Origin of the sequence: Corynebacterium amycolatum SK46, from assembly GCF_000173655.1 — a bacterium.
Lineage (GTDB): Bacteria > Actinomycetota > Actinomycetes > Mycobacteriales > Mycobacteriaceae > Corynebacterium > Corynebacterium amycolatum_A.
The window spans coordinates 144,196-167,945 of the sequence record NZ_ABZU01000001.1 but is presented as its reverse complement, the minus strand read 5'-3'; the positions used below and the strand labels follow the sequence as shown (position 1 = coordinate 167,945).

The 23,750-nt window shown below is 59.1% G+C and carries 19 protein-coding genes; 15 read left to right on the top strand and 4 right to left on the bottom strand.

Annotation, left to right across the window (positions count from 1 at the left end):
* The first annotated feature begins 3 nt into the window (after positions 1-3).
* The 9 genes from CORAM0001_RS00735 to ftsY all read left to right on the top strand — a co-directional run bounded on the left by CORAM0001_RS00735 (position 4) and on the right by ftsY (position 11,489).
* Positions 4-765 (top strand): SPFH domain-containing protein, encoded by a 762-nt coding sequence (locus tag CORAM0001_RS00735; protein ID WP_005509588.1) that lies wholly within the window; start codon positions 4-6, stop codon positions 763-765.
* Positions 766-794: 29 nt separating this feature from the next.
* Positions 795-1,355 (top strand): YceD family protein, encoded by a 561-nt coding sequence (locus CORAM0001_RS00730; protein WP_005509314.1) that lies wholly within the window; start codon positions 795-797, stop codon positions 1,353-1,355.
* Between the two features lie 42 nt (positions 1,356-1,397).
* Positions 1,398-2,126 carry a ribonuclease III gene (rnc, locus tag CORAM0001_RS00725; protein ID WP_005509488.1) on the top strand — a complete coding sequence of 243 codons (729 nt, stop codon included), beginning with the start codon at positions 1,398-1,400 and terminating at the stop codon, positions 2,124-2,126.
* Positions 2,126-2,989: a bifunctional DNA-formamidopyrimidine glycosylase/DNA-(apurinic or apyrimidinic site) lyase gene (gene mutM, locus CORAM0001_RS00720; protein ID WP_005509643.1), complete on the top strand. Its 864-nt coding sequence runs from the start codon at positions 2,126-2,128 to the stop codon at positions 2,987-2,989. Before rnc ends, mutM begins: the two co-directional genes overlap by 1 nt.
* A gap of 18 nt (positions 2,990-3,007) precedes the next feature.
* Positions 3,008-4,468, top strand: a complete 1,461-nt coding sequence (locus CORAM0001_RS00715; RefSeq protein WP_005509334.1) for an alanine/glycine:cation symporter family protein — start codon at positions 3,008-3,010, stop codon at positions 4,466-4,468.
* Positions 4,458-4,739, top strand: a complete 282-nt coding sequence (locus tag CORAM0001_RS00710) for an acylphosphatase (RefSeq protein ID WP_005509493.1) — start codon at positions 4,458-4,460, stop codon at positions 4,737-4,739. Before CORAM0001_RS00715 ends, CORAM0001_RS00710 begins: the two co-directional genes overlap by 11 nt.
* Before the next feature lie 255 nt (positions 4,740-4,994).
* Entirely contained in the window at positions 4,995-6,311 is a 1,317-nt protein-coding gene (locus tag CORAM0001_RS00705; protein WP_005509413.1) for an ammonium transporter, read from the top strand.
* 88 nt (positions 6,312-6,399) lie between these two features.
* Entirely contained in the window at positions 6,400-9,894 is a 3,495-nt protein-coding gene (gene smc / locus CORAM0001_RS00700) for a chromosome segregation protein SMC (RefSeq protein WP_005509550.1), read from the top strand.
* Between the two features lie 47 nt (positions 9,895-9,941).
* Entirely contained in the window at positions 9,942-11,489 is a 1,548-nt protein-coding gene (gene ftsY / locus CORAM0001_RS00695; RefSeq protein ID WP_005509596.1) for a signal recognition particle-docking protein FtsY, read from the top strand.
* A gap of 169 nt (positions 11,490-11,658) precedes the next feature.
* Here ftsY and CORAM0001_RS00690 read toward each other — a convergent pair whose 3' ends face one another.
* The gene (locus tag CORAM0001_RS00690) at positions 11,659-12,444 is read right to left on the bottom strand and encodes a hypothetical protein (RefSeq protein ID WP_005509692.1); all 786 of its coding nucleotides are present in this window, start codon (positions 12,442-12,444) and stop codon (positions 11,659-11,661) included.
* Positions 12,445-13,052: 608 nt separating this feature from the next.
* Here CORAM0001_RS00690 and ffh point away from each other — a divergent pair.
* Entirely contained in the window at positions 13,053-14,666 is a 1,614-nt protein-coding gene (ffh, locus tag CORAM0001_RS00685) for a signal recognition particle protein (RefSeq protein ID WP_005509330.1), read from the top strand.
* 16 nt (positions 14,667-14,682) lie between these two features.
* Here ffh and CORAM0001_RS00680 read toward each other — a convergent pair whose 3' ends face one another.
* Positions 14,683-16,833, bottom strand: coding sequence for an acyltransferase family protein (locus CORAM0001_RS00680; RefSeq protein WP_005509410.1), 2,151 nt, complete (start codon positions 16,831-16,833; stop codon positions 14,683-14,685).
* Positions 16,834-17,131: 298 nt separating this feature from the next.
* Here CORAM0001_RS00680 and rpsP point away from each other — a divergent pair, with 298 nt between their 5' ends.
* The 4 genes from rpsP (at position 17,132) to CORAM0001_RS00660 (ending at position 19,784) form a co-directional block, all read left to right on the top strand.
* Positions 17,132-17,614, top strand: a complete 483-nt coding sequence (gene rpsP, locus CORAM0001_RS00675; RefSeq protein WP_005509613.1) for a 30S ribosomal protein S16 — start codon at positions 17,132-17,134, stop codon at positions 17,612-17,614.
* Positions 17,615-17,758: 144 nt separating this feature from the next.
* Positions 17,759-18,253: a ribosome maturation factor RimM gene (gene rimM, locus CORAM0001_RS00670; protein ID WP_172620263.1), complete on the top strand. Its 495-nt coding sequence runs from the start codon at positions 17,759-17,761 to the stop codon at positions 18,251-18,253.
* A complete protein-coding gene (gene trmD, locus CORAM0001_RS00665) occupies positions 18,250-19,137 on the top strand; it encodes a tRNA (guanosine(37)-N1)-methyltransferase TrmD (RefSeq protein WP_005509307.1) in 888 nt (295 codons plus the stop codon). Before rimM ends, trmD begins: the two co-directional genes overlap by 4 nt.
* The gene (locus CORAM0001_RS00660) at positions 19,137-19,784 is read left to right on the top strand and encodes a phosphatase PAP2 family protein (protein ID WP_005509562.1); all 648 of its coding nucleotides are present in this window, start codon (positions 19,137-19,139) and stop codon (positions 19,782-19,784) included. Before trmD ends, CORAM0001_RS00660 begins: the two co-directional genes overlap by 1 nt.
* Here CORAM0001_RS00660 and CORAM0001_RS00655 read toward each other — a convergent pair.
* On the bottom strand, positions 19,744-20,238 hold the full coding sequence (locus CORAM0001_RS00655) for a DUF1877 family protein (protein WP_016422552.1): 495 nt from the start codon (positions 20,236-20,238) through the stop codon (positions 19,744-19,746). The two genes, CORAM0001_RS00660 and CORAM0001_RS00655, sit on opposite strands and share 41 nt — an antisense overlap.
* 82 nt (positions 20,239-20,320) lie before the next feature.
* Between CORAM0001_RS00655 and CORAM0001_RS00650 the strand changes: the two genes are divergently transcribed.
* The gene (locus tag CORAM0001_RS00650) at positions 20,321-22,612 is read left to right on the top strand and encodes a Tex family protein (protein WP_005509647.1); all 2,292 of its coding nucleotides are present in this window, start codon (positions 20,321-20,323) and stop codon (positions 22,610-22,612) included.
* 38 nt (positions 22,613-22,650) lie between these two features.
* Here the strand turns inward: CORAM0001_RS00650 and CORAM0001_RS00645 are convergent, their stop codons facing one another.
* Complete coding sequence (locus CORAM0001_RS00645) at positions 22,651-23,634, bottom strand: DUF1648 domain-containing protein (protein WP_005509518.1); 984 nt, start codon at positions 23,632-23,634, stop codon at positions 22,651-22,653.
* Between the last annotated feature and the right edge of the window lie 116 nt (positions 23,635-23,750).

The following is a 23,750-nucleotide window of genomic DNA, read 5'->3' as shown; positions in this document are numbered from 1 at the left end:
GTCATGTTTCGCGTCTTCGAATCTCTTGATGAACTGGTCCAGATCCTAGAAGAGGCACACGGCGTGCCACTGTCGGCCAATTGCATGGTCCCGCGTCAGCGTGTTCTCGAGTTGCTCGATGAACTGAGGGATGCTTTCCCGGCTGAGCTCGATGACGCGCAGGATGTCTTGGACCAGCGGGATGAGATTATCAACGATGCTGAAGCCCGGGCGAACAACACCATTTCGTCTGCGGATGAAGAAGCCCATCGTATTGTCGACGAGGCAGAGGCCCGCGCTAATCACACCGTCGAGGATGCCAATGCCCACGCGGCTGGCACCGTCGCGGCCGCTGAGGACGACGCCCGTCGTCTCCGCGAGGATGCTCAGCACGAGTACGACAGCATTGTGGATCGTGCTTCTGCCGAGTCCGATCGCCTGATTCACGCTGGTAACGAATCCTACGAGCGTTCCGTTGCGGAAGGCCGTGAGGAGCAGGCTCGCCTGGTCGCTGAATCGACGGTCGTCCGCGAGGCCAACGACGAGGCGAATCGTCTGCTGTCCGACGCACACGCGGATTCCTCTCGCCTCCGCGAAGAGTGTGACCGTTACGTTGACTCCAAGCTCGCCGAGTTTGAGCAGACCCTCCAGGAGACCCTGCGCAATGTCGGTCGTAATCGCTCCGTACTGCGTTCGGGTGCCGGTGCCGTCGGCGGTGGTGCAGGTGCGCAGAACGCGCCGTCTTCCTTCTCTGATGGCCAGGAACGCCGCCGGTACGAGCGTTAGGGCATCTTCGGGGTAGACTGAGGTCTATCATGACTGACTCATCCCCATTTATTCTGGACGTTTCTACATGTCTGCAGGACGACATGCCCGAACAGTTCCGCAAGGTAGGCGATAGCCCTGTTCGCGTCGGTGCCGAGATGATTGGTATTGCCGAAGGCGAGGAGGTTGTCGTTGACGGCATTGTCACGAACCTCGGCAGTGGTGTCATGGTTGACGCGACTGTGACTGCTAAGGCCACCGGTGAGTGCGTGCGCTGCCTAGCCCCGCTGAATCCGGAGCTCAGCTTCCATATTTCGGCTGTCTTTTCCAACAACGAGGACTTCATCACAGGCGACGATGCCGAGGAAGAAGACGTTGAGGACGAAGTTGGTCAGATTGTCGACAATACGGTGGATATCACTCAAGCCGTCATCGATGAGGCGGGCTTGAATCTGCCCTTCAATCCGACCTGTCTGGATTTCGATTCCAGCTGTGCTGAGTCGGACTCGGAAGTGCCCGAACCAGACGGCATCTCGGGTGAAGAGGAACGTATTGATCCGCGTTGGGCTGGCCTGGCGGAAAAGTTTGGCTCGCTCGGCGACGATAAGTAATCGACGACGACTTAGACGAAGAATTTAAAGGAGATATAACGGATGAGCCGCAAGCGTCGGCTAACCGGTGAGGCGGCTAGGAAGGCGGCCTTCGAGGCCGTCGATCACGCCCCGCTGCTGGATAAACTCGGTGTTGAGCTACCAGAGGAGTCCCTGAAGCTCGCTCTGACCCACCGCAGTTTCGCAAATGAAAATGGCATGCTGACCAATAACGAGCGTCTAGAGTTCCTGGGCGACGCCGTGCTGGGCGTGTGCGTTGCTGAAGAACTCTACCGTCGCTTCCCGGACCGCGCTGAGCAGGATATTTCCAAGATGCGCGCAGGTGTCGTGAACATGTACGCGCTGGCTGACCTGGCCCGCAGCATCGGATTGGGGGAGCACATTCTCCTCGGCCGCGGTGAGAAGGCCACCGGTGGCGCGGACAAGCACTCGATTCTCGCTGACACCACCGAGGCGCTGCTGGGTGCCATTTACTTGCAACATGGCTTCGAGGTTGCCCGCGAGACTGTGCTTCGCCTGTTCAACCAGATGATTGACGATGCCCCGACGGAGTCCCGCGGCCGTGACTGGAAGACGCTGCTGCAGGAGCGCCTGGCGGCCAAGCAATTACCGGCTGCCGAGTACACCGTGCGCACCACCGGCCCCGACCATGACCTAACCTTCTACGTCGACGTGCTGGTTGACGGCGTGGTCAAGGGCAGCGGTACCGGTGCCACGAAGAAGGAAGCCGAGATGCACGCCGCGCATCAGGCGCATACTGCACTGGCCTAATGCCCGAGCTTCCTGAAGTCGAGTCCGTACGCCGCGGTCTCGACACTTACGTCGTCGGTGGCCGCATCGACGATTCCTTCGTCTACAACGCTCGTGCCGTGCGGCGCCAACCCGGTGGCGCCGCAGAATTTATCGGTCGTACGCGCGGGCGCACGGTTGTCGCTTCGGATCGCCGCGGCAAGTTCATGTGGCTCACGCTTGACGACGACTCCGCAATCGCCATCCACCTGGGCATGAGCGGCCAATTGCGTGTGGAAGCCCCGTATACTCCTAATACGCTATCTGGCCGTCACACCCGAGCCGCTTTCGACATCGCCCTGCCGGACGGCGCTCGGCACCTAATCAACTTCAACGATCAGCGCACCTTTGGTTGGGTTTGGGCTTGTGAACTGGTCGAATCTCACGGTCGCTTTGTTCCGGAACCCGCAGCCAAGATCGCGCCCGATTTGTTGGAGCCCACCGTCGATGTGGTTGCACTTGCACACCGCATGATGAAGTCGCGTTCACCGATCAAGGCCGTATTGCTCAACCAGAACATTGTGTCGGGTATCGGCAACATTTATGCCGACGAAATGCTTTGGGCGGCGAAGGTCGATGGTCGCGTGCCGGCGTGTGACCTTTCGGTCCGTCGTTTAGCGAAACTTTTGCGCGAGGGACAATCGGTACTCGAGCGGGCGCTGGCGGCGGGTGGCACGAGCTTCGATGCGTTATATGTGCATGTCAACGGCGAAAGTGGCTATTTTGAGCGGAGCTTGAACGCCTATGGACAAGAGGGGGAGCCGTGTCCGAGGTGTGGGCGCGCAATTGTCCGTCTGCCATTTGGGAATAGATCGAGTTATCTGTGTCCCACCTGTCAACGCTAGAATTTCCTTATGAGTTTCATGGAGCAAGCAACCGACTGGGTAAATGCTTGGAATGACAAGTACTGGCTGTTCATGATTGTTCTGCTGATTGGTACAGGTTTGTACTTCTGTTGGCGGACCATTGTCGTGCAGCTTCGGTACATCCCGGAGATGTTCAAGGCTATCACTGAAAAGCCTTCGGACATCTCGGAGGGTGTCAAGGGTATTTCGGCTTTTAAAGCCTTTACTATCTCGGCGGCCTCGCGCGTTGGTACCGGCAACGTCGCAGGTGTGGCGGTAGCGATCACCACCGGTGGCCCGGGCGCCGTGTTTTGGATGTGGCTACTCGCCGCGATTGGTGGCGCAACCAGCTTCGTGGAGTCTACGCTGGCACAGCTGTACAAGGTGCGGGATAAGGACTCTTACCGAGGAGGCCCGGCCTACTACATCACCAAGGGGCTAGGGGAGAACTGGCGCTGGATGGCATCGCTGTTCGTCATCGCTATCACGGTGACCTACGGTTTCGTGTTCAACGCGGTGCAGTCCAACTCGATCACGGCGGCTGTGGCGGAGTCGACTGGTCAGGAAACGCCGATCTTTAAGTTCGGTGTCGGCATTGTGCTGGCAATCTTGGCCGGCGTCATCATCTTCGGTGGTGTGCAGCGTATTTCGGCGGTGACGCAGATCGTCGTGCCGATTATGGCCGTGGCTTACATTATCCTCGGTCTGATTGTCTTGGCTCTCAACATCACCGAGGTGCCGGGCATGATCAAGCTGATTTTTGAGCACGCCTTCGGTATCCGCGAGATTGCCGGTGCCGCTGTCGGTACTGCCATGATGCAGGGTATTCGCCGCGGCCTGTTCTCCAACGAGGCCGGTATGGGTTCCACTCCGAATGCGGCGGCGACGGCGTCGGTGTCACACCCGGTCAAACAGGGGCTCATCCAGACGATGGGTGTCTACTTCGACACCTGGGTCGTCTGTACCATCACCGCAGTGATCATCCTGCTGTCCGATCCGACATTTGGCGGTGATGCGGAGGGCACCGCGCTGACTCAGGCCGCGCTGTCGGCGCAGGTGGGCACGTGGGCAATCCACGCGGTTACGGTCATCATCTTCTTCCTGGCGTTCTCCTCGCTGGTGGGCAACTACTACTACGCCGAAGCGAATATCCCATTTCTGTCTAAGAGCAAGGCTGTCCTGAACACCGTGCGCATCCTGGTCATCCTGTGTGTGATTGGTGGAGCTGTCGGTTCCGTGCCGCTCGTCTGGTCGCTTGCAGATACTTTCTCCGCACTCATGGCCACCATCAATATCATCGCGATTTTGCCGCTGGGTGGCGTAGCCGTCGCGCTTCTGCGGAACTACTCTGAGCAGAAGGCCAAGGGGCTCAATCCGGTATTCCACCGCGATGATCTGCCTAACCTCCGCGGTCACGACAAGATTGAGTGCTGGGACGGTTCCGACCCGATGACAGTGCGTGAGTCCGATGTCGCTTAACGACGTCCGCCTCACCGCGTGGGTACACGGTCATGTCCAAGGTGTCGGTTTTCGCTGGTACACCCGCGCGACGGCTCTGGAGTTGGGGTTGGTTGGTTATGCCCAGAACTATCCGGATGGTCGGGTGTTAGTTGTTGCTGAAGGGCCACGAGCAGACTGTGAGAGTTTGCTCGCTTGGCTTGAGGGGCCGAATACTCCGGGCGATGTGACGACAGTGGTGCCGTTATGGCAGGAACCGAAGGGTGCATTGAGCACGTTTGACCGTCGTTAAGCGTGTGCTAGCTGTCTTCCCCCCCCCATGTCGGTGTAGGAAAACCGAAAAACTCGAAACGTTCTATCCCTCGCTCTGCGTCATTGTTTTTACGCAGTTAGCGGGGGATTTTTTCCTGTCTTGAGGTAGTCGATTGGGACGCTAAAGAGCTCCCAGAGTGCTTAAAAGCTACGCAAGTGAGAAAAAGATTACGCAAATACGTAGGAAAAGTGATTTAAGTTAATAACTACCTACTGACAGACAGGGGAGGCACATATGACGCCTGAAGAAGTAATTGCACAGTCGGGAAACTCAGCATGGATGCTGATGTCGGCTTCGTTGGTTTTGCTCATGACACCGGCGCTCGCGCTGTTTTACGGCGGCATGTCGCGACAGAAGTCGGTGCTCAACATGATGATGATGAGCTTTGGTGCTGTCGGCGTTGTCGGTGCCATTTACGTGCTGTGGGGCTGGTCGATGTCCTACGGATCGCAGTCGATTGGCGGTGTGTTTGCCAACCCGTTCGAGTTCTTCGGACTGCGTAACTCGATTACGGATGGCGACGGCAACTACATTGCGGGTGCAAATGGTTACCCGAACATCATCGACATCGGGTTCCAGCTCACGTTCTGCTCTATCTCGGTGGCGCTGATTTCCGGTGCACTGGCTGAACGTGTGAAGTTCTCCACCTGGTTGATCTTCGTCGGTTTCTGGACAACGCTGGTGTACTTCCCAATGGCCTTCATGGTCTGGGGCGGTGGTCTGCTGAGCCACTCTGCAGAGAGCCTTTCGGCAAAGCTGTTTGGGACCGCTGACGGTGAAGCATTGATCGCTCCAATTGACTTCGCTGGCGGTACGGTTGTGCACATTGCTGCTGGTACCGCCGCTTTGGTGCTGGCGATTATCGTCGGCAAGCGCAAGTCTATCGATGGCAGCCAGCATCGCCCGCACAACCTGCCACTCGTCATGCTGGGTGCTGCACTGCTGTGGTTCGGCTGGTTTGGCTTCAACGGCGGTTCGGCATTTGCTGCCGACGGTGTCGCTGGTCTGGCATGGCTGAATACGACGGTGGCAGCGTGCGTGGGGATGCTCGGCTGGATTTCACTCGAGCGTATTCGTGATGGACATCCCACCTCGCTGGGCGCCGCTTCGGGTGTCATCGCAGGGCTTGTGACTATTACTCCGGCCGCAGGAGATATGAACCCAGTGACCTCAATCATTCTGGGCTATATCGGCGGTGCGCTGGGTTGCTGGGGAGTTGGCTTAAAGTACAAATTCAACTTCGATGACACCCTGGATGTGGTTGGTCTGCATCTGGTTGCAGCTATGTGGGGAACGATTGGTGTTGGCCTGCTGGCTAATGATCGCGGACTGCTTACCGGCGGTGGCATCGACGGCCTGAAGTTGTTTGCCATCCAGGTCATTATTGCTGTCATCGCAGCTGTGTTCTCGGGCGTGCTGACGTACATCATTGCCCGAGTTCTGAAGGCAACCGTCGGTTGGCGTATCCACGGCGAGCAGGAACATTCTGGTATTGACGTCGCTCAGCACGGTGAGTCGGCCTACACTTCGGCCAAGCAGGCGGCTGTGTAAACGGCGCTGTGTAAACAAGGCTGTGTAACTAAGTGAGTGCTTGGGGTAATTCAGCTCCAAACCGTAACTACGGGTAAGATATTGCCCCATGTATTTGAAATCGCTGACTCTGAAGGGCTTTAAATCCTTCGCTTCGGCGACGACGATGAAATTCGAGCCCGGCATCTGCGCAGTTGTCGGCCCGAATGGATCTGGCAAGTCGAATGTCGTCGATGCCCTCGCGTGGGTTATGGGCGAGCACTCCGCCAAGACCCTCCGCGGCGGCAAAATGGAAGATGTCATCTTCGCGGGAACTTCCGGGCGAAAGCCCTTGGGGCGCGCGGAGGTAACTCTTACTATCGACAATTCCGATGGGGCACTTCCCATTCAATATAAGGAAGTGTCTGTCACGCGTCGCATGTACCGCGACGGTGCAAGTGAGTACGAAATCAACGGTTCTCGCGTCCGGCTCATGGATGTCCAAGAGCTCCTCAGCGACACCGGCATTGGCCGCGAGATGCACATCATCGTCGGTCAGGGCCGGCTTTCGCAGATTCTGGAGTCCCGGCCGGAGGAGCGTCGTGCGTTTATTGAAGAAGCCGCAGGCGTGCTCAAGCACCGCCGTCGCAAGGAAAAAGCGCAGCGCAAACTGCAGTCGATGCAGGCCAATCTCGACCGATTGCAGGATCTGACAGGTGAGCTTTCCCGTCAGCTCAAGCCGCTGAAGCGTCAGGCTGAGGCCGCCTCTCGCGCCCAGACTGTACAGGCAGACCTGCGCGACGCCAAGTTACGCCTGGCCGCGGCTGATTTCGTGGATTTGCAGGACAGCCTCAATGACATTGCTGGTCAAGCCAAGCTCATCGAGGAAAAGGTGGAGACCGCCACGGAGCGAGCCGAGATTGCCGCTGAGCGCACTGCCGAACTTGAAGCCGAACTGGAGGACATCACCCCAGCTGCCGATGCTGCCCGAGATTTGTGGTTCCGTCTCTCTGCACTCGGCGAGCGTATTCAGGCCACCGCCCGCATTGCCGCCGATCGCGCGGCCGACCACTCCGTCGCTCCGTGGGTAGGCCCGGACCCGGACTTCCTGGAGCAGCGTGCCGACGACGCCGCCACCGAAGAAGCCACGCTCGCTGAGGCTGAGGCAGAGGCCCGCGAAAAACTGGAGGAAATCCGCGAAACGCTCTTCGACGCCGAGGAGACCTTCCGCGAAGCCGAGGCGGAGCACCTCGCGGCCGTTCGCGCAATCGCCGACCGTCGTGAAGGCGTGGTTCGTCTCATTTCCGCAGAAGAATCTCTGCGCACCCGATTGGAAGCCGCCGAAGCCGAAGCTGCACGTCTTGCCGAGCAAACCAATGAAGCCGACGAACGCCGTGCCGATGCCACCGAAGCCGTGGAAAACGCCGCGCAGGAACTAGCCGAGGCCGAATTCGAAGGTCCCGAGCTGCAGAGCGCTTATGAACAGGCCAACCGAGAAGCAGAGCTGGCCTCTACACGGTTGAAAGAACTCCGCTCTGACGAGCGCGACCTCGAGCGCAGTGTCTCAGGTTTGTCCGCCCGCATCGAAGCACTGGAGACCGCCCGCACCGCCGCTGCCAACGACGGCACCGCGTGGCTACGTGAAAAGCACGAGCTCGGTGTTCTCTCTGAAGTCATCGATGTCGACGCTGGCTGGGAAAAAGCGCTCACTGCCGCCCTCGGCGCGGCCGCCGAGGCACTGGTCAGCGAGGGCAGTGGAGATTCGCTTATCGACGAGCTGGTGGCCGCGGGCAAGGGTAGTGCCGTCGTTATCAATTCTGCGGATGCATCCGACTCCTGGCGCTTGGACATCACTCTGCCCGCACAGGCATCCTGGCTGCTCGATCATGTGACGGTGCCCGCGGGGCTTTCGGGTTCGTTGACCTCTCTGCTCGTTGATGTCGTGGCCTGCGACGACGAACACGTTGCCCGTGAGCTGGTGTCGCAGGATACTCGACTGCGCGTTGTTGACCGCGATGGTGTGCTGCGTGGCTCCGGTTGGGTAGCTGGCGGTGCTGGTGGCACTGCATCAGGTGTGGAAATCGCCGCCGACATTGCTAAGACTCGCGAAGAACTAGCAGAAGCACAGGTGCGTTTGAGTGACCTCGGTGGTGTGCTCTCCGGTGCACAGGCCGAAGAAGAGGACCGCCGCACTGACGCGGCGGCCGCCCGTGCTGCGTTGCGTGAGCATCAGAGTCGTATGAAGGTCCTCACGGATGCCCGAACTCGGGCCACAGCGCAGCTGTCCGGCGTGGTGCATGATGCCGAACGCGCTGAGCAGCGCGGTGCCGAAGCCGCGGACCGAGTAACGAAGCTCCAGAAGGAGTTGGCTGAGGTCGCAGACCGCTTGGCTCGCGTTGACCGTGACCCCGAGGAGGGGGAACCGTCGACAAGCGAACGTGACCGTGCCTCGGAGGCGCTGACGGCGGTGCGCGCCATGGAGACAGAGGCGCGTCTGTCGCTGCGCACGGCAGAGGAGCGTCTGTCGAGTGTACGAGGTAAGGCCGAGCGGCTCCGTCGCCAGGCTGCGTCGGAGCGCGTAGCGAAGGCCCGCCATGAGCAGGCGCAAATGGCGAAGGTTGCCCAGCGCGAATTGGCAGAAGTTGTCGCGGAGCTGGCTGAGGACTTGCACGCGAAGGTCAACGTGTCGTTGGCGCGGGCAGAGGCCGATCGCGACGATGCCGAGGCGCAGAAGAAGACGGTGTCGCAGGCACTATCGGCGGCCCGGACGGAGGCGAATACGGCGCAACGTGAGCTGGCACAGCTAACGGATTCCGCGCACCAGGGAGACATCGCCCGTGCGCAGGCGCAGGTTCGCGTGACCGAGGCTGCAGAGCGCATCGTCGACCAGTTGGGGCTGTCTGTCGATGACCTGCTCGCGGACTTTGCTCCTGATGAGAACTTCGACCGCGCAGCCGTGACGAAGCAGCTCAAACAGGCGGAGAAGGATCTGCGTGTGCTCGGCCGCGTCAACCCGTTGGCGCTGGAGGAGTATAAGGCGATGGAGGAGCGCTACTCTTTCCTATCCACGCAGCTCGACGATGTCCTCAAGGCCCGCCAGGACCTCACCGATGTTGTCGAGGAAGTCGATGCCACGATTCTGCAGCTCTTCACAGACGCGTGGAAGGACGTCGAGGCAGAATTCCCCGCGGTCTTTCAAACGCTTTTCCCAGGTGGCGACGGACGACTGGTTCTCACTGAGCCGGACGACCTGCTCACGACAGGTATCGAGGTTGAAGCCCGCCCACCGGGCAAAAAGGTCAAGCGGCTGTCGTTGCTATCCGGCGGCGAGAAGTCGCTGACGGCGCTGGCAATGCTCGTCGCTATTTTCCGCGCGCGCCCAAGTCCCTTCTACGTACTCGACGAGGTGGAAGCCGCGCTTGACGACGTTAACCTGCGTCGCCTTATTGCGCTGCTCGAGGAACTCCGCGCGACCAGTCAGCTGATTGTCGTTACGCACCAGAAGCCAACAATGGACGTTGCGAATGTGCTCTACGGCGTGACCATGCGAGGTGATGGTGTGACTCGAGTAATCTCGCAGCGAATGTCACCGGCATCCGCAACTCCGTCGTCAGGAGCGGAGTAAGCACGGAGTAAGTGAGGAAGAGTCGTTGATACTGCATAATGAGAGTTATGACTCCAACTCAGTGGATACTCCTTGTCGTCGCGATTGTCGTTATTATCGCGCTGCTTTTTGTTGTGGGCTATGTCCGCAGGAAGAACCAGCGCATTTCCTTTGCGAAGGAAGATACTAAGGAACTCACCCAGCAGGAGAAGTCTGGAAATTACCAGGCCACTAGTGGTTTTAACTTCGCTCCGGCCGGTGGTGGGACTGATACCCGTGAGAAGCAGCCGGTTGAAAAACCGATGCCGAAACCGGTGGAAAAGCCGGTTGAAAAGCAGGCCCCGGAGCCGGAAGAAAAGCAGGCTGACAAACCTGCCAATCAGTCAGACGGCTCACTGTTGAAACCAGAAGGTCGACTGGTAATTCCGGATAATCCCACCGAAATGGAGGGGGATTATGACCGCGTTATGCGGGAAATCCCGATCGATTTGCCTACGACCGGGGAATTACCTACGACCGGGGAAGAGGAATCAGAGCCCGAGTCGGAACCACAACCAGAGCCAGAGCTCGAAGCGGAGCCTGAGGTAGAGGTAGTTCCTGCGCCTGAACCGACGCCAGAGCCAGAGCCGGAAGTTGCGCCGGAGCCGACGCCAGAGCCAGAGCCGGAACAACAGATTGACTCCATCGACCCAGCTGAGGGGCGTCTGGGTCGCCTGCGCGGTCGTCTGTCACGATCGCAGAATGCAATTGGCCAGTCGGTGCTCGGCATCTTGGGCGCGGGTGACCTTGATGAGGACGCGTGGGAAGAGGTCGAGGACATCCTGGTGATGGCTGACCTCGGTGCGGCTGCGACGCAGCGTGTCGTCGATAAGCTGCGCGAGCGTATTGCCAGCCAGAAGGTGAGCACGGAAGAGCAGGCGCGCGCCCTGCTGCGTGAGGTGTTGATTGAGGAGTGCAAGCCTGAGATGGACCGCTCCATCCGCGCACTTCCGCACGAGGGCAAGCCCGCAGTGATTCTGGTGGTCGGTGTCAACGGCACGGGTAAGACTACGACGACGGGCAAGCTGGCTCGTGTGCTGGTTGCCGGTGGCCACCGTGTTGTTCTCGGTGCAGCGGATACCTTCCGTGCTGCTGCAGCCGACCAGCTGGAAACCTGGGGGCGACGCGTTGGCGCGGAGACCGTTCGTGGCGCCGAAGGCGCGGATCCTGCTTCTATTGCATTTGAGGCAGTTGCTCACGGTATCGAGTCCGGCGCTGATGTGGTGCTCATCGACACCGCCGGCCGCCTGCACACCAAGGTCGGTCTGATGGACCAACTGGACAAGATTAAGCGCGTGGTGGAGAAGAAGGCTCAGGTTGACGAAGTCATCCTGGTTTTGGACGCGACGGTTGGCCAAAATGGTCTACTGCAAGCTCGTACTTTCCGGGATGTCGTTGACATTACCGGCGTTGCTCTGACCAAGCTGGACGGTACCGCGAAGGGCGGCATTGTATTCCAAGTGCAAAACGAGCTCGGTGTGCCGGTGAAGTTGGTTGGCCTTGGTGAAGGTGCTGACCACCTGGCGCCGTTTGAGCCAGAGAGCTTCGTAGACGCACTGCTCGGCGGCCGCAAATAGTAACTAACATCGATGAGTGAATTTTCCATCGATCGGTGAGTACAGCGTCGGCCGTCGTCCCCGGCAAAATAATAAAGGTCTCGGAGCCACCGCGTAGATTTCTGTAGAGGATACGCGGGGCTCCGAGGCCTTTACTGTTGAGGTGCTAGGAATCTAGCGGAGAGTTGCGCTAGGAATCCTTAGAATTCTTGCGTGCGAGGCGGGTAGCTGCCACGCCACCGACCAGGAGTGCGAGAGCGGCACCGCCGAGGGCAGTCGCCTGAACACCAGTGACTGCTAGACCAGTGTTTTTGGTCCCGGTTTTCTTACCGTCATTCTTAGGGGCGTCGGGCTTGTCGCCTGGATTTTCCTCCCCAGGATTCTCGTCCTCCCCAGGGTTCTCGTCGTCCCCGGGCTGTTCGTCACCTGGGTTTTCATCATCACCCGGTGCGTCATCGCCTGGATTCTCATCGTCGCCTGGGTTCTCATCGTCGCCCGGAGTTTCGTCGTCGGAAGTTGGACAGTAGCCGTAGACTCCGGTTGCCGGGTCGATCTTGCTCATATCACGCGGGGAACCGTCGGGGCACGTTGCGGTGTCATCGACTCCCGGCGGAATTCCGTCATTCTCTGGGGCATCTTCATCAGGCTCCGGAGTTGGGCCGGAATCATCTGAAGTGCCACAAGCACCGTAAGCTCCGGTTGCCGGGTCGATCTTGCTCATATCACGCGGGGAACCGTCGGGACAGGTCTGGGTATCCTCAACGCCCGGTGGAATGCCATCGTTCGATGAACCTCCTGGATCCGGGTTTGCCGCGTCATCTACACACTGGAAAGTACCGTCAACACTTTCAAAATGTTGACCGGCGGGGCATTCCGACGGGGCGGGGTCAGGAATCTGTGCGGTGGCGGTGCCAACGCCGATGAGCATGCCGGCTGAAGCGGCAGCGGCCACCATGGTCGAAGAGAGCTTCTTCATTGGGAAACCTCACAATGTCAATAGGAAAGCCCTGCAATCAATGGGCTCAAGGGGGAACACTGTTCACTCATTTGATTCTAATAACTAATTAAAATCTTTGGCGGTAAGAGTTTGGGGAGGGGGTAAAGCAAAATTGTTGACTCGTCCAAACCCCAGTAAGGGAAAGTGGGAACTTATATTTACAACGCTGAGTGTGTACACCCGTTGTGGTTGGAGTGTTTATAGGACTCGCCACTGTCGACTCGGGGGAGGTTCTCGCTAAGGGCACCCTTGGTGAAGGTCAACTACTGACGTTATTTAGCTGTTATCTAAGCGGCGGTCGTTAGGTTGGACAAACGTTCTTTATGCAGTAGATCAACCCTGTCTGGAGGGGGTGTCTAAGTGTCACGTTAAAATAACGAATAGTAATTTAACGTTCCCGAGGGCAAAAGAGCGTCATCCTATTGCTGTTTTCTACTTCCTATTGGTTACACCTGAATCGGGGTGTTTAGGGTGGATGGGCTGCAATTGTTGTCGATAGGCGAAGCTGTAGATATGTGCCAAACGGAGTGTCCAGCGGGTACGGTAGAACAGTTAAGAAAAGACAAGGCAAAAGGGGAGCTGGAAACTTGTTTGAGTCTCTTTCCGATCGTTTGACGGGTGCCCTGCGGGGGCTGGGCGGGAAGGGCCGCCTGACTGAGGCGGATATTAACGCCACTGCCCGCGAGATCCGGCTGGCTCTTCTGGAAGCCGATGTCTCCCTCGAGGTTGTCCGTACCTTCATCAAGCGCATCAAGGAACGCGCTAACGAAATTATTGGCAGCCAGACGGTCAACCCGGCCAATCAGATCATTGAGGTCGTCAATGAGGAACTGATCAACATCCTCGGTGGCGAGACTCGACGTCTCAATCTGTCGAAGCAGCCGCCAACGGTTATCATGCTGGCCGGTCTGCAGGGTGCTGGTAAGACCACTTTGGCCGGTAAATTGGCCAGGTACCTCACGGATCAGGGGCACACCCCAGTTCTCGTCGCCTGTGACCTGCAGCGCCCAGGTGCGGTGCAGCAGCTGGAAATCGTGGCTGAGCGTGCAGGTGTGCCGTGCTTCGCGCCGTTCCCGGGCACCAGCCTCGATTCCACCCATGAAATGGGCACCAGCGAGGACAACCCAGTTGACGCCGCGTTCCGTGGCCTCGCTTATGCTCGCCAGCATCGCCACGATGTGGTGATTATCGATACCGCAGGTCGCCTGGGTATCGATGAGGTTCTGATGAAGCAGGCCCGCGACATTCGCGATGCCATCAACCCGCATGAAGTTCTGTTTGTCATCGACTCCATGATTGGTCAGGACGCGGTAGAGACCGCCAAGGCCTTCCGAGACGGCGTTGACTTCACCGGTGTTGTACTGACCAAGCTCGATGGCGATGCGCGCGGTGGCGCTGCACTGTCTATCCGTGAGGTTACCGGTAAGCCGATTCTGTTCGCCTCCACGGGCGAGAAGTTGGAGGACTTTGACGTCTTCCATCCGGACCGCATGGCCAGCCGCATCCTGGGCATGGGTGACCTGAAGACGTTGGTTGAGGTCGCTTCCAAGGAAATCGATCATGAGCAGGCTGCCAAGTCCGCCCAGAAGATTGGTTCCGGCGAACTGACTCTCGAGGACTTCCTCGAGCAGATGATGATGGTCCGCAAGATGGGCCCAATCGGCAACATCCTCAAGATGCTCCCCGGCGGCGCGGAAATGTCCAAGGCCGCGGAAATGGTCGATGAAAAGCAGCTCGACCGCATCGAGGCGATTATCCGCGGTATGACTCCGGAAGAGCGCGAGAATCCGAAGATTCTGAACGCTTCACGACGTCGTCGTATCGCCAACGGTTCCGGTGTGTCCGTTTCGGAGGTTAACCAGCTCATCGAACGCTTCAATGAGGCGCGGAAGATGATGGCGCAGATGGCCGGCCGATTTGGTATGGGCGGCGGTCGCCCATCGAACCGCAAGGCCAAGCGTGGTCGAAAGGGGAAGGGCAAGAATAAGCGCAAGGGCGCTAACCGTGGTCCAACGCCGCCGAAGGCAATGCGCGGTGGCGGAATGCCTGGTATGCCTGGAATGCCGGGTATGCAGGGCATGCCGGGGATGCCTAGCATGGCTGAACTGCAGAAGCTGCAGAAGCAGATGGGTAACCAGCTGCCAGAAGGCATGGAGGACTTTGACCTCAACAATCTCGACTTCGGGCAGGGCAAGAAGTAGCAGGGACTAGAAGTAGCTAGTCCCGCAAGGCCTTCTGAATCTGGCGGTCCATTTCAGGACTGAAAGTGGCCGCTAGTTCATCGGTGATGTGATTGCTGTCGCGGTAGACGTAGATATTGCCAATAACTTTACGGCAGGTGGTCGGGCCGCAGAAGATGTCGGAGAAATCTAGACTGTGCCCGTTGGGGAAGTTCGCAAGAATCTCCTCAGCGGGATTTTCTGCATTTAGGGCAGTTTTGCGGTGGATAGTGCAGTCTTCTTCCGCTTCTTCGCATACGCTGGGGGAGAACTGACTCAGATCCTTACGCAGTGCCCAGGGGTTATCGCGGATGGCGAAGAAGTCAATTCCGCGTTCTTGTAGAGCAGCGAAAAACGAGACGTAGCCATCCGGTGTATAGTCGCCGGGCTGCGGTGGGTCCGCCTGGAACAAGGGCCTGGTCGAGGTGGTGAAAACCATCTCTGGCTGAATCTCGTCAATTTTCTGTAGTGCTTCGAAAGTCCAGGGCACGCAGATGTCGCCGACCCCGTGGATGGGCTCCAAGGTCGCCGGGCAGCCTTGCCGCAGGAGAACAACCACTCGGTACCCGTTGTTTTTGCCGTAGGCATCAATCGGGGCAAACCAATGCTCCATGTGCGAGCCCCCGATGATGACAATCGATTCACTAGCATCCGGATCACCGTAGACACACGGCTGGGTCTCATCGCGCCAACGGCGATTCGGTGGGAAGTATCCGACGTCCTCACCGCCTGTCGCAAGGCAGCCATCGAGGGCAGGTTCCGGCCAGAGGTCCGTGATGAAATCGGTATTCGGCTTTGTGGCTGCCTTGGGGACCTCGTACCCGTCGGTAAGCGCGAGTGCACCTGGATAGACCTCGGGATCTAGGCTGGTGGCGGAGGCGTGATTGACGCGCATTTGTTGCACGTTGACAAGGCTGGACATGCCGACCAACGCAATGACGATGACAGCGCCAACTACCGCTTGACGACGGGCCGGGCGACGATGCTTCATTGCGTGGATTGCATCGCCGACGACGGGCTGCGTCCGGGTCGGTCGGCGAGTTGATTGAGCCAGCGGCAGCTCGACAAATTTGTTGGTGAGCTTGGCCAAAATGAAGGAAACGACAATCACTGCGGTGCCAAGCTTCAGCCCCGGGGTATCGCGGTTGAGGTAGTTTATGGCCAGAATCAGAAGGGGCCAGTGCCACAGGTAGAGCGCGTAGGCGCTCTGGCCTATCTCGCGCATTGGGCGGCTGGCCAGGAACTTGGAGATCCAACCCGCCTCGGGGCCAGCGATAATAATCAGCGCAGCACCTCCGAGGGGCCACAGCGTCCAAGGGCCTGGGAACTGCGCGGCGCCGTCGAAGATGAAACCGGTGGAGACCACCAGCGCGAGGCCGATGCCGGCTAACAGCACTCGAAGAGGCTTGGGCATGGGGACGGAGCCCCGGACAAGAATCAGTCCGAGTAGTGCGCCGAGGCAGAGTTCCCAGAGTCGGCTGACAGTGGAGTAGTAGTTCCACCCCTGGTTCTCGGAGTGCATATAGAAGGCATAGGAAAGTGAGCCGAGAGTGATGACTGCCAGCAACGGAGTGAGAATTCGGCGGAGTTTACCTCCAGTAGCGTCGGTACGCTTCGCCTCCACTGGTGAGGTGACCGCGCCGACAATCTGGGGTGAGCGCGTCATCCAGGCGAGCAGGGAGATGAGCAATATTGAGCCGAGATAAAACTGACCCTGCACCGACATTGACCACAGGTGCTGCAGTGGGGAAGTTTCGCTCTCTGCGGCAGCGTAGTCCGAGCCCTGGAGCGCTAGTTCGTAGTTCTGGTAGTAGAGCAGGCTGGCGCGGAGTTGCTGGGCAATGTCGATGGTACGAAGCGATGGAATGAAGTAAATGACAAACAGGGTTGTCGCGAAGAGGACCAGCACCAGTGTCGGGATTAGGCGACGCAGCGTGCGCCAGATACTCCACCATGGATTGATGGACTGCCGGGGGTTAATGGCATTGCGGTACTGCGCGCCGAAGAAGAAAAACCCCGAGAGCAAGAGGAATACGTCCACACCACCGGAAACGCGGCCGACGTAAACGTGGAAAAGGACTACGAGGGCAATCGAAATGCCCCGTAGTCCGTCCAAGTCATACCTATACTGGGTGCCGGTGGTTTTCATAGAATGTTACGTTACCCCACTGTCAACGACGTTCAGCTTTAGAAGGTATGCAGCGTTTCGAGTGCGTAGTTTTGTTAATTTCCAAAAACTGCTGGTAATATACCTCGAGTTGTCTCAATGAGAATCCTCAGCCGAGGCACGACTGCGAATTCATCGGATCCGGCCACGGCCGCCCGGTGGTCACGCGCAGTGTAAATATCCCAAGGACAAAACCGGTTCAAGGCACCTTGTTAGTAATTACTGGTGAGCTTGGATGCATAAGTATTGTCCAGTGACATAGAAGAAAGAGGAACTCCTCATGGCAGTCAAGATTAAGCTGCAGCGCCTGGGTAAGATTCGTACCGCTCAGTACCGCGTTGTCGTTGCTGATGCTCGTACCCGTCGCAACGGTGCGGTCATTGAGAACCTGGGCATCTACCACCCGAAGGAAGAGCCGTCGATCATCAAGATTGACTCCGAGCGCGTTCAGTACTGGCTGGGCGTCGGTGCACAGCCGACCGAGCCGGTTCTGGCTCTGCTGAAGGTCACCGGCGATTGGCAGAAGTTCAAGGGCCTCGAGGGTGCAGAGGGCACCCTGAAGGTTGCTGAGCCGAAGCCGACCAAGCTCGAGCTGTTCAACAAGGCTCTGGAAGAGGCCAACAACGGCCCGTCCGCTGAGGCCATCACTGCTAAGCGCCGCGAGGCCAAGGAAGCAGCTAAGGCTGCTAAGGAAGCTGAGGAGGCCGCAAAGGCTGCCGAGGCTGAGGCTGCTGAGTCCGAGGCTTCCGAGGACGCCGAGTAATAAGGACGCTGAGTACGCCGCTTAGCTAATCCGGGCGCTACCTTATACTTCAAGACGAAGTGTTGGGTGGCGCCTTTTTTGCTTTACGCGGGTGTTTTACAGAACCTTTATAAGAGAGGGAGTGTGCGCGTGTCGGTAGCTGACATGGTGCTTATTGGCCGAGTGATTAAGCCCCACGGTGTGCGCGGGGAAGTCGTCGTCGATGCGACAACGGATGACCCGGAAGGGCGTTTCGCAGTCGGGACCACGCTGTTGGGTGTACAGGCCGGCCGTGAGGAACAGCTGACTGTGAAAACGGCGCGCCCGCACCAGGGGCGTTTGCTGGTTCGCTTCGAGGAGATTCCGGGACGCAATGAGGCCGAGCGCCATCGGGGCATGAAGTTTTATGCAGAGCCTGTCTTCGAAGACGAGGACTTCTATGACTTTGAGCTCGTTGGCCTGCACGTTGTCCACAACGGCACCGATATCGGCGAGGTCACTTCTATTGTCCGTGCTCCCGCTCACCGTCTCCTTGAAGTCACGCTCGACGCCGGCGGCCGGGAGGTTCTTATCCCCCTGGTAGAGGAAATCGTTCCGGAAGTAGACCTTGAAAACTCTACCGTCACCATCACGCCGCCGGAAGGACTGTTGGAGCTGTGAGCTTACGTCTCGATGTAGTCACAATCTTCCCGGAGTACCTCGAGCCACTGCGTCATGCGCTGCTGGGCAAGGCAATTGAGCAGGGCATTTTAAGCGTCGGAGTGCACAACCTGCGCGACTGGGCGCCAGGTGTACACCAAGCCGTGGATGACTCGCCCTACGGCGGTGGCCCCGGCATGGTTATGAAGCCGGATGTCTGGGGTCCCGCCCTCGACGAGGTGGCGACGCTGAAAGCGGAGCAGTCGCTGACATCCGCAGTGCCACATTTGGACAATGTCCGCCATGATCAGAAGCTGGGCTTGGCCGAGGAATCTTCCTATGCTGCAGCGGAAGTGCCGTCGTTAAGCGAAGAAGATTCAGCGAAGCCCCTGCTGATTGTCCCGACGCCGGCGGGCGAGCCGTTTACGCAGCAGATGGCGCAGGAGTTCTCACACGAGGAGCACATTGTGTTCGCGTGCGGGCGCTACGAGGGCATTGACCAGCGCGTTATTGATGATGCCGCTAATCGTTACCGCGTGTGTGAGGTCTCTATTGGGGACTATGTGCTGATCGGCGGGGAAGTGGCGGTGCTGGTGATTGCGGAGTCCGTCGTACGGTTGATCCCGGGTGTGTTGGGCAACCGCAAGAGCCACGAGGAGGACTCCTTCTCGGACGGGCTGCTCGAAGGGCCGTCCTACACCAAGCCGCGCGAGTGGCGTGGACTGGCCGTACCGGACGTTCTCCTCAGCGGCAATCACGCGCTGGTGGACCGTTGGCGGCGCGATCAGGCACTGATTCGCACGGCCGAACGTCGTCCGGATTTGCTTGCCGACGTCGATCTCAGCGCCCGTGACCAGAAAATAATCCAAGAGGTCATTGGGGAAGTAACCGAGGAGAACTGCTAGTGGCACGTGTTCGAATTGCGCGACCCCGGCACGTCATTGGTTGGTTAGCTGTTCTAGGGGCACTGGCGTGGTTCACCCAGACGCAGCTGGCGGGGAGCGTGGATCAGTCGTTTGCGGGCTGGGCCAGTGAACTGCATGGGGCGCGGGATGGCCGCGTCGATAGTTTGATGCTGACTTTGAGCGAGATTATCCGGCCGATTTACGTCGCGCCGGTCACGCTTGTTGCTGCGGCACTCCTGTGGTTCCGCTTCCGTGCCTGGGCGTTGCTACTGCCGGCGTCATTCGGTTCGTCGATTGCGGTGACTTATGCCATGAAGTGGTTTTTGGACCGCGACCGACCGGGTGAGGAGTTCTCACTGGTCAACCTACATGATGCGGCGTTTCCCTCTGCGCATGTGGCAGCGGTTACTTCCAGCGGTATGGCCGCGATGCAGCTGGCCATCCCCGTATTGCGCCGCACAGCCCGCAAGCTGCTCGATCTGGCCATCATCGCGCTTATCGGCGCTGTGGCACTGTCGCGCGTGTGGGTCGGGGCGCACTGGCTTACCGATGTTATTGGCGGCCTCATCGCCGGAGTTGTTGGCTTAGCAGTTGCGCTGCTAGTTCTTAGGAGATGGCCACGAGCACGGCGCTACGCGCTGCCTTAGTCTCCTCGTAGAAGGCCACGAGTTCGCGGTACCGCTGCGTCGCAGTGGCTTCGTCGATAAGCGAACCATTGTCCGTGATGCGGGCGGCAAGATCGATGCTTGCCAGCGTCTGGTGCACGTCGCCGACGCGATCGGCGCGGATGACTGCAGACAGCGGCTTGCGGCAGACGCGGTCGGCGCCGAGGATGGCCTCCGCCAGCGGGTCGCCGAGCGCCTGGCCGTCGATGGGATTGCCGGTCAACGTGCGCAGCAAGGACTCCCAGTCCGTGTCGATGTCCAGGGCGTCTTCGTCCGGAACGTCGACGAAGTGCTGCAGGATAATCTTCTCCGCGCCGTCGTTAACAAGCCCCGCCGTGCCGCCGTCGCTGGTCGCCGCAGGTGCTGCGACCTCAACTAACCGCGCTGCCTCCTCATCGGAAATGCGCAGGTATTCGGCACAGAGTTTCTGCTTCATGGGGCTCCTTTTCCGGTGTTTACTGCGAGCCTTCTGTGGGGCGTTCGCCAATTGGTACTTCCACGATAGTAAAGTTGCCCGGGTGATTTCATCAGTAATTGCCAGAGAACTCGCCGCCACTGGTGCAGACGTTGCCGAAAGTGCCGTCGCCGCCGCTATCAAGCTTCTCGACGAAGGCAACACCGTGCCTTTCATCGCCCGCTATCGCAAAGAAGTAACCGGCGGGCTCGATGACACACAGCTGCGTTTCATCGAGGAACGCGTCGTCTACCTGCGCGAACTAGAAGAGCGCAAGCAGACGATTCTCGCCGCCATCGAAGAGCAGGGAAAGCTTAACGACGACCTCAAGGCCGCCATCCTCGCCTGCGACACCAAGGCACGGTTGGAGGATCTCTACCTGCCGTACAAAAAGAAGCGCAAGACCAAGGCCGATATTGCGCGTGAGGCGGGGTACGAACCGCTGGTGGAGGAGCTCCTGGCCGACCCCGCCGCGGATCCCGAGACTCTGGCCACTAAATACGGCGAGGCAGCTGGTAAGGATGCGAAGGACGCTCTGACCGGTGCCCGTGCCATTTTGGTCGATCGCTTCGCTACTGATGCTGATTTGGTTGGCTCTGTCCGTGAGCAGGTGTGGTCTTCCGGTTCCGCCGCCGCTGCCGTGGTGGAGGGCAAGGAGACTGCGGGCGCGAAGTACCGCGACTACTTCGAGCACAACGAACCGCTGGAGACCATGCCCAGCCACCGTGTGCTGGCCGTGCTGCGTGGAGAGGCCGAGGGCATCCTGACTCTCAACATCGATGCGGGTGAAGATGAGACCTACGAACACATGATTCGTGAGGCCTTTGAACTTCCCGACGGCGGCGCCTCCAAGTGGATTGACCAGGCCGTTCGTTTCGGCTGGCGTACCAAGTTGGAGGTGTCCGCTGCCCTCGATGCCCGCACTCGACTGAAGGAGCGCGCCGAGGCTGAAGCCGTGGATGTCTTCGCCCGTAACCTGCGCGACCTGCTGCTGGCTGCCCCTGCTGGTCAACGCGCCACTCTCGGCCTGGATCCGGGATACCGCAATGGTGTGAAGTGCGCCGTTGTCGACTCCACCGGCAAGGTGCTCGACACTGCCATCGTCTACCCGCACCAGCCGCGCAATGACTGGTCTGGCGCCAAGGAGCAGCTGGCCACTCTCTGCGCCACTCATCGAGTGGAGCTCATGGCCATCGGCAACGGCACCGCTTCCCGCGAGACCGAAACTCTGGCCCGCGAAAGCGCCGACCTGATTGCTCAGGCCGGCGGCAAGAAGCCGACCCCAGTGGTGGTCTCTGAGGCCGGTGCTTCCGTGTACTCCGCATCATCCCTGGCAGCAGCCGAGTTCCCGGACATGGATGTCTCTCTCCGCGGTGCCGTGTCGATTGCCCGCCGCCTGCAGGACCCGCTTGCAGAGCTCGTCAAAATCGATCCGAAGTCCATCGGTGTCGGCCAGTACCAGCACGACGTTTCCCAGACCAAGCTCGAGCACTCTCTCGACGCGGTTGTGGAGGACGCGGTGAATGCTGTCGGTGTCGAGGTCAATACCGCCTCCGCGCCGCTGCTCGGTCGCGTTGCTGGCGTGTCCTCGACTGTTGCGGACAATATCGTCGCCTACCGAGACGAAAACGGCGCTTTCACCTCCCGCAAGGAACTGCTGAAGGTTCCGCGTCTCGGTCCCAAGGCCTTCGAGCAGTGCGCTGGCTTCTTGCGCATCCACGGCGCTGACAACCCGCTGGATGCCTCTGCCGTGCACCCGGAGTCCTACAGCGTCGTCGATGCCATCGCCGCGTCGGCTGGCGTTAGTGTCCAGGAGCTCATCGGTAATTCCCGCGTCCTTTCCAAGGTGCGTGCTGCGGAATTCGTCGATGAGTCCGCAGGTATCGGCCTGCCCACCGTCCAGGACATCTTGGCTGAGCTGGACAAGCCCGGCCGCGATCCGCGTCCCGAGTTCGTCACCGCCACCTTCAAGGAAGGCGTGGAGAAGATCTCCGATCTTCAGCCAGGCATGATTCTCGAGGGCACCGTCACCAACGTCGCGGCCTTCGGCGCCTTCGTCGACGTCGGGGTCCACCAGGACGGCCTCGTTCACGTCTCCAACATGGCCCGCGGTTTCGTCTCCGACCCACATGAGGTCGTCCGCTCGGGCGAGGTGGTCAAGGTGAAGGTTCTCGACGTTGACGTCGAACGCAACCGCATCGGTCTATCGCTCAGGCTTGACGACGACACCTCAGATGCCAAGCCGAATACTGGTGGCGGTCGCGGGAAAGTCCGTGGAGGCGGCCGCAAGCGCGGTTCCCAGAACAAGAAGCAGGGCGGTTCCATGGCCGACGCGCTGCGCAGGGCAGGCTTTTAGCTCCTGATCTGTTAGCGCTTGATTTATTAGTGCATAGCCTATTGGCGCATAGCGTCGATGCGGCTGTTGATCTCACCCGCGACAGCCGCAGCCATTCCATCAGGTACGACGATGGTGTAATCGGAACCTGAGGTCTCAATCTTGACGGCCTCGCCTGACCGTGCCGCCACGATGATGCGGCCATCATTTCCAAGTCGAAGCCCAATACCGCCACCGTCGGCCCAGTTATAAGTGGCCGGCTTCGCATATTTGATGGTTCGAAGCTCAATGCGGTGTTTCATCTTCAGCGGGCCACAGCCGTTAAAAACGGTAATGGAATCGGTATTCGGGTCCGTGTCTAGTGTCATGCCGGTTTCATATGCGATGAGGAATAGCGGCGCGCACAGCAGAAAAATGATGCCGAGGCTTGGCAGGAACACTGAGAGCGTTACAGACACCACGCACCAGACTGCGAGGGCTATCTTGACACCCTTAGAGATGGTCACACTGACATCGATGGGAGTTGGGTCTCCTTCTCTATGGGGCAAATGTGGCGATGTCGACTCGGTGACCGTGGCGTCGGTAAGCGAGGAGTAGTCCTTGAGGTGGCGCGCCACGAACAGGGCAGCGACTAGGCCGATGATGACACCGGCTATTGCATAGATCCAGCCGATTCGGGCGGTCGTAGGGTCCGTCGTGTCGATTTGCGGGATGATAATCGCAAATTCAACGCCGATTAAGAAGCCGCAGAGAGCGAGGTTGGTTATTGCAATAGGCTTGCGTACGACAAGCGGCGTTCTGGTTTTGGCGCCGAGCCAACCGATCTGCGCACATGCTATGACGATGATGGCCATAACCAATGTGCTTTGAACCGGCGGCATGAAACCGTTCGGCGTGTCCCCGCCGCTCCAATGCGTTGCTATTTGCTCCGGTAGTCGGTCGGAAATGGCAATTACCCACAGAAGCTGTGCAATGGTCGGAACGCACGGGGCGATGATTGTTCCTCGAACAATCCAGGGGTCAAAGCGTGGAATCTGCTGCATGGAGACAATCTAGCAGTTGGGGGGGGCTTTGTAGCAACGGCCGGCGGCGCTCGTTATTGGCGTGCGGTCTTAGCGTGCGGTCTTAGCGTGCGCGGAGTTTCGCAGGAATATGCACC

Coding starts and splice junctions, on each gene's coding strand:
- CORAM0001_RS00735 (WP_005509588.1), top strand. CDS start 4: ATGTTTCGCGTCTTCGAATCTCTTGATGAACTGGTCCAGATCCTAGAA.
- CORAM0001_RS00730 (WP_005509314.1), top strand. CDS start 795: ATGACTGACTCATCCCCATTTATTCTGGACGTTTCTACATGTCTGCAG.
- rnc (WP_005509488.1), top strand. CDS start 1,398: ATGAGCCGCAAGCGTCGGCTAACCGGTGAGGCGGCTAGGAAGGCGGCC.
- mutM (WP_005509643.1), top strand. CDS start 2,126: ATGCCCGAGCTTCCTGAAGTCGAGTCCGTACGCCGCGGTCTCGACACT.
- CORAM0001_RS00715 (WP_005509334.1), top strand. CDS start 3,008: ATGGAGCAAGCAACCGACTGGGTAAATGCTTGGAATGACAAGTACTGG.
- CORAM0001_RS00710 (WP_005509493.1), top strand. CDS start 4,458: ATGTCGCTTAACGACGTCCGCCTCACCGCGTGGGTACACGGTCATGTC.
- CORAM0001_RS00705 (WP_005509413.1), top strand. CDS start 4,995: ATGACGCCTGAAGAAGTAATTGCACAGTCGGGAAACTCAGCATGGATG.
- smc (WP_005509550.1), top strand. CDS start 6,400: ATGTATTTGAAATCGCTGACTCTGAAGGGCTTTAAATCCTTCGCTTCG.
- ftsY (WP_005509596.1), top strand. CDS start 9,942: ATGACTCCAACTCAGTGGATACTCCTTGTCGTCGCGATTGTCGTTATT.
- CORAM0001_RS00690 (WP_005509692.1), bottom strand. CDS start 12,444: ATGAAGAAGCTCTCTTCGACCATGGTGGCCGCTGCCGCTTCAGCCGGC.
- CORAM0001_RS00680 (WP_005509410.1), bottom strand. CDS start 16,833: ATGAAAACCACCGGCACCCAGTATAGGTATGACTTGGACGGACTACGG.
- rpsP (WP_005509613.1), top strand. CDS start 17,132: ATGGCAGTCAAGATTAAGCTGCAGCGCCTGGGTAAGATTCGTACCGCT.
- rimM (WP_172620263.1), top strand. CDS start 17,759: ATGGTGCTTATTGGCCGAGTGATTAAGCCCCACGGTGTGCGCGGGGAA.
- CORAM0001_RS00655 (WP_016422552.1), bottom strand. CDS start 20,238: ATGAAGCAGAAACTCTGTGCCGAATACCTGCGCATTTCCGATGAGGAG.
- CORAM0001_RS00645 (WP_005509518.1), bottom strand. CDS start 23,634: ATGCAGCAGATTCCACGCTTTGACCCCTGGATTGTTCGAGGAACAATC.